General features: G+C 53.0%; 5 protein-coding genes. 2 read left to right on the top strand and 3 right to left on the bottom strand.

Features of this window, described 5'->3' with window-relative positions:
• Window positions 1-274 (top strand): IS3 family transposase (locus tag A5774_RS10740; RefSeq protein WP_197490193.1); only part of this gene is annotated, 274 nt, incomplete at its 5' end.
• A 1,161-nt stretch (window positions 275-1,435) separates the two neighbouring features.
• Here the strand turns inward: A5774_RS10740 and A5774_RS00290 are convergent.
• The gene (locus A5774_RS00290; protein ID WP_064832967.1) at window positions 1,436-1,978 is read right to left on the bottom strand and encodes a hypothetical protein; all 543 of its coding nucleotides are present in this window, start codon (window positions 1,976-1,978) and stop codon (window positions 1,436-1,438) included.
• Window positions 1,979-2,873: 895 nt separating this feature from the next.
• On the opposite strand from A5774_RS00290, the gene A5774_RS11120 reads away from it, so the two are divergent.
• Window positions 2,874-3,029 carry a hypothetical protein gene (locus tag A5774_RS11120; RefSeq protein WP_156519500.1) on the top strand — a complete coding sequence of 52 codons (156 nt, stop codon included), beginning with the start codon at window positions 2,874-2,876 and terminating at the stop codon, window positions 3,027-3,029.
• Window positions 3,030-3,154: 125 nt separating this feature from the next.
• Here the strand turns inward: A5774_RS11120 and A5774_RS11890 are convergent, their stop codons facing one another.
• Both A5774_RS11890 and A5774_RS11885 read right to left on the bottom strand, forming a co-directional pair.
• Entirely contained in the window at window positions 3,155-3,337 is a 183-nt protein-coding gene (locus A5774_RS11890) for an integrase core domain-containing protein (protein ID WP_369815468.1), read from the bottom strand.
• Window positions 3,338-3,516: 179 nt separating this feature from the next.
• A complete protein-coding gene (locus A5774_RS11885; RefSeq protein WP_369815467.1) occupies window positions 3,517-3,630 on the bottom strand; it encodes a hypothetical protein in 114 nt (37 codons plus the stop codon).
• Window positions 3,631-3,726: the final 96 nt, after the last annotated feature.

Here is a 3,726-nt window from a genome sequence, read left to right as displayed (position 1 = left end):
TATCACCTCGCGTGGTTATCGCCAGTCCACAGCTCGTGGGCCCAGTGCTCGTCGCCTTCGCGATGCTGTTCTAGTCGAACGTATTGGTGCTGTTCATAGAGATAATTACGGTGTCTACGGTGTGCGGAAGATGTGGCATGCTCTTCGCCGTGAAGGAATCGTTAATGGTCGTGAGCACACTGCCCGGCTGATGCGCCTGGCTGGTGTTTGCGGCAAAAACAAAGACCGATCACCAATCACAACGCGCACACCTCAACGGCCCACGCCCCTGTAGTTTTCGGGATCATCAAGTGCAGAAACTGGGTAGACGAATTGTCTCTTGTTGGCCATCGCTCAGGCTGCTCTTTGCCTGGTCGAGGTTTTCTAGCCGCAGGAGCACAGACCAAGCTATTGGAGTCGTCAACGCTATCCGGCAGGGATAAAAAATCCGGACAATAATAGCTCCTAGCATCCGCCTTATACCTATCGATAGCGTATATCGGATGGTGACTTCCCTTACTGAGATGCTTACGGTCCTGAGCCTTCATCACTCGCTCACTTACGACCGTGTGCCCATAAACCGACCAGGATAGAGCTGAATCCATAACCAAAAGCGTGTGTGCCAAAGTCCCGCCAGTGTTAAAGCGCGGAGGCTTGAAGTCCCCGACAACATTTCCTTTATCAGTAATGTGCGTCCATCTACTGTGCCTGCAACCTTTGCTGGTGATGGTGAGGATGCTGGGAAAGCCCATGAAAACGCTTTTATCGTCTATGAACCCTTTATCGCGGAGCACACGAAGACGCTTAGAGGCTCCCGAATGATTAATCCCCCACAGTCTGGCAACGTAGTCGCGCGTCATAGCTTCAAACGCAGTCAGCCAGTCAAAAAGGAGCCGATCTCGATCGGTTAATTCAAATTGCTTGGCCGTGCGAAACGGTCGTCGCCCCCGGTCTGAAACATGAATAATCTTCACCATGTAGTAATGGTCGCATTAGAGTGTGCACACCCTAATGCGCAAACAGTTCCAGAGAATAAGACAAAAACGAAATGAAGCACTGTCTATTCACTAGACAGTGCTTTCCACGACGATTTTCGTTCTGCTGTTTACACGACCACTAGAAATCAAGAAGCGCACAATAAAAGGAACTCCCCCCCGCATCTCCTTTCACTAGAAGCGCTGGGGAGGACATTTACAGGAAGTTATCCGTACTTAGTAGATAAAAGAATTAAGTACGCATTTATGCAGATTTACTCACTGGTTACTCCTGATGACTGTTTTTGACGTGATTGACCAGTACTGCTGCAACTATGGTGAGCAGTATGAGGATAAAGAATCCGAGGACCGACTTGTTTGCGATGGCGACATAACCTGAAATTGCCAGCCCAAATAGTGCAACGACAATCGCATTGGGAGATATTTTATGCCTGTTCATTAGTCCTCTTCACACTTGATCGTTAAACACACTCGTTGCCACGGACTCTTCCGTTCCACCCGTAATGGACTTTCATGCGGTCATTGCATTTCTTGTGGTGGCTGAGGACTACTGTTGCCCCGGTGATGATGGCTCCAACGACGGTGCAGGCAGCCCACCCGACACCGGGAATGGCGCAGATGGCGGCCCCCAAGGCAAAACCCGATCCGCTGATGATCATGTCCTGCTCAAAAGGGGTGAACTCTACCCAGAATCCCCCGCTTTCTCTCCCTACGCTCACATAGGGAGTGACGGCATGTGGATCCCTTAACGTTAGATCCATGTGCTCGAGGTCGAAGGTTACGGTGGAGTCATCATTTACAGTTCGGGGAACATCCGAGTTGATCAGTTCCTCAAAAGCTTGATCCAGAACCTCCGGAGTGATTGATCCTTCTGCAGCGGTCTGTTCTTTGAACTCTTGAAGGGTTGTAGGATCGTCCTTTTCTGCAGCGGAGGCTAGTCCCTGACCGGCAAAAAGGATAGCTACGGAAGCTAGTGCCGTCAGTGTTTTTGACTGAGTTCTCATAGTGTTCCTAATTTCTAGAGGGGTGGTTCACCTCCCGAGGTTACATGTGTTCCAAATCATGGTCAATAGCTTTGACGAACTGTGTAAGGGCATCTATCACGCCTCACACGAGAAGGCACTTGGGAGTGCTACGTCCAAGCCAACCCAAGCACGATGAATAACCTTTTAGTGGTCGATATTGCCCAGCCTGACGCGCTTCTGCGCGCGATGTGGGACAGACGCGACTAGCTCCTAACGCTGTGGTGGAAAACCCGCACAACGGGCACGCACACGCAGTCTAATCGCTGACAACGCCATTACCCCGCACCGAGTATGCCAAACGCAAACCGCTGGCCTACACCGCTCCGTCGATGGCGACAAGGGCTACTCCAGTCTGATGACTAAGAACCCAGAGCACATCGTCTGGGATAGCCATTGGGCACATTTGCAACGAGCTGAAGCCCCCAGAGCCGCCTTATCCCGATTCTCATTAAGAGTGCATATAGTGTGGTGCTCCCCAGCCGCTTCGCGGCGTGGGCTCGGGCCGGTTCCTCCGGCCCGAAAATCAGGCGACAGACCGCCGCAAGACTGCCCAGCTTATCCGCCAGGACTGGCCGGTGGGTCAGCAACATATTTGGGCACATTTCGCCCAACCGCGCTTATCAGTCCTGCGGGGCGGTGTGGCGGCTTCACACGGCGCGCTGTGCGCCCGTCTAAGCCGTTGAAGACCTAGCGGCGGTACCCATGGAGGACTGGGGGCTTCTGCGCGATTGAGTACGCGAGGACTGAACCGGGGCAACCGAACCTTCTGGCTCGGGCGGCAGCACGGCGACAAGCACCTGGAGCCGGACAACGCGACAGGTTCGATATTCCTTTTCCGCACGACCGAAATACGGGACGTGCAAAGGAGCTTTCCATGCGAAGAAACCCGAATCCCCGCACCAGTCTTAAGCAACTCTCCGAGCTGCGCTTGCTCGCGCTAGGCGCTGCCGTCGGCGCAATTCTTGCCGACCCCATGGCCACGATCCACAGCTGGAACGAACTGCTCGACCTACTCGTCTTCTGGCCGTAGCGGCAACACACTATTGGCACTCTTAGTGACACCGGGACATAATCCATCCAACCCAATCTTGTTAAGAGAGGTTTTACTTAACTGCCTAACGGCAGGGGAACCGTGAAGTGTACTGGGTTTTGTTCCTAGGCATTTACTTTGTTTTCCTTTATTTCCCGGGACTCATGTTGTTCCCAAAATCCGTCTTCAACCTCAGCCGGGGTTCGATATCCCAGGCTTTGGTGGAGCCTTACCTCGTTCCACCATGACACCCACTCAAACGTCGCGATCTCTATCTCGACAACGTCATTCCACCTGCGAGTATGGATCAGTTCGTTCTTGTGAGGAGCCGTTAACGTTTTCAGTTAGAGCATTGTCGTAGGAGTCGCCAACTGTCCCAGTGGAAGCGGCAATCCCGTGCTGGGCAAGTCGCTCGTTGTAGACAACGCTGACGTACTATAAGCCGTGATCCGAATGGTGAATAAGACCTGTTGTTTCCTCAGCACTCTCAATCGCTTGATTGAGTGCTTGCAGCGGCAAAACCTGAAGTGCGCATTGAATCCGATAATGCCCATCCGACGATCCGCCGGGAGTAAACGTCGGTGACAAACGCGGTGTACACAAAGCCTTTCTTCGTGCGCACGTAGGTAATGTCACCCCACCCACAGCCTGTTTAAGGCCCTGGGCCTTGGACTGGCGATAACCACGCGAGGTGATA

The sequence above is a fragment of the Corynebacterium sp. EPI-003-04-2554_SCH2473622 genome (assembly GCF_001665955.1).
Taxonomy (GTDB): domain Bacteria; phylum Actinomycetota; class Actinomycetes; order Mycobacteriales; family Mycobacteriaceae; genus Corynebacterium; species Corynebacterium pseudodiphtheriticum.
This window is presented reverse-complemented; position numbering and strand designations above follow the sequence as displayed.

Bases quoted from the DNA above. Each gene is read 5' to 3' on its own strand.
- A5774_RS11120 (WP_156519500.1), top strand. From the start codon at position 2,874: ATGCGAAGAAACCCGAATCCCCGCACCAGTCTTAAGCAACTCTCCGAG.
- A5774_RS00290 (WP_064832967.1), bottom strand. From the start codon at position 1,978: ATGAGAACTCAGTCAAAAACACTGACGGCACTAGCTTCCGTAGCTATC.